Here is a 623-nt window from a genome sequence, read left to right on the forward strand (position 1 = left end):
TCATATTGTAGATACGTGTTTTACCCCAATCTACTTTAAAGTTAGTCTCTTCAATCGCATCTAAGATATCTTGTCTTACTTTGTTAATTGAAGCAAACCATTGAGGTGTCGCTCTAAAGATAACTGGTTTTTTTGTACGCCAATCATGTGGGTAGCTATGTGTAATAAAGTCTAATTTAAGAAGTGCATCCTTTTCAGTTAATAAGTCAGTGACAGCTTTATTCGCTTTGTCATAGAACATACCTTCAAATTGGCCGCCCTCTTCAGTAAATACACCCTTGTCATTTAGAGGACTGATGACAGGTAAGTCATATTTTTGTCCAACGATATAGTCATCTTCCCCGTGTCCAGGAGCAGTATGAACACATCCAGTACCCGCATCTGTTGTGACGTGATCTCCATTAATCACAAGTGACGTACGATCTAAGAATGGATGTTGCGCTTCAACATATTCTAACTCTTTACCTGTAAATTCTTTTTCAAGTTGAATTGTATCTTTATCCCAACCTAAAGCATCAGCTACAGTCTCAGATAAGGCTTGAGCAACAATAAATTTCTGTCCTTCTACATTGTATTGGCCATACTTAAGTTCTGGATGAACAGTGATAGCTACGTTTGAAGGA

The 623-nt window shown here is 37.7% G+C and carries 1 protein-coding gene; it reads right to left on the bottom strand.

Going from position 1 to position 623, the window contains the following annotated elements:
• On the bottom strand, nucleotides 1–623 hold a 623-nt coding region (locus tag HZY83_RS05525), incomplete at both ends, for a class I tRNA ligase family protein (protein ID WP_179943067.1).

It is taken from the genome of Gemella sp. GH3 (assembly GCF_013415425.1).
Taxonomy (GTDB): domain Bacteria; phylum Bacillota; class Bacilli; order Staphylococcales; family Gemellaceae; genus Gemelliphila.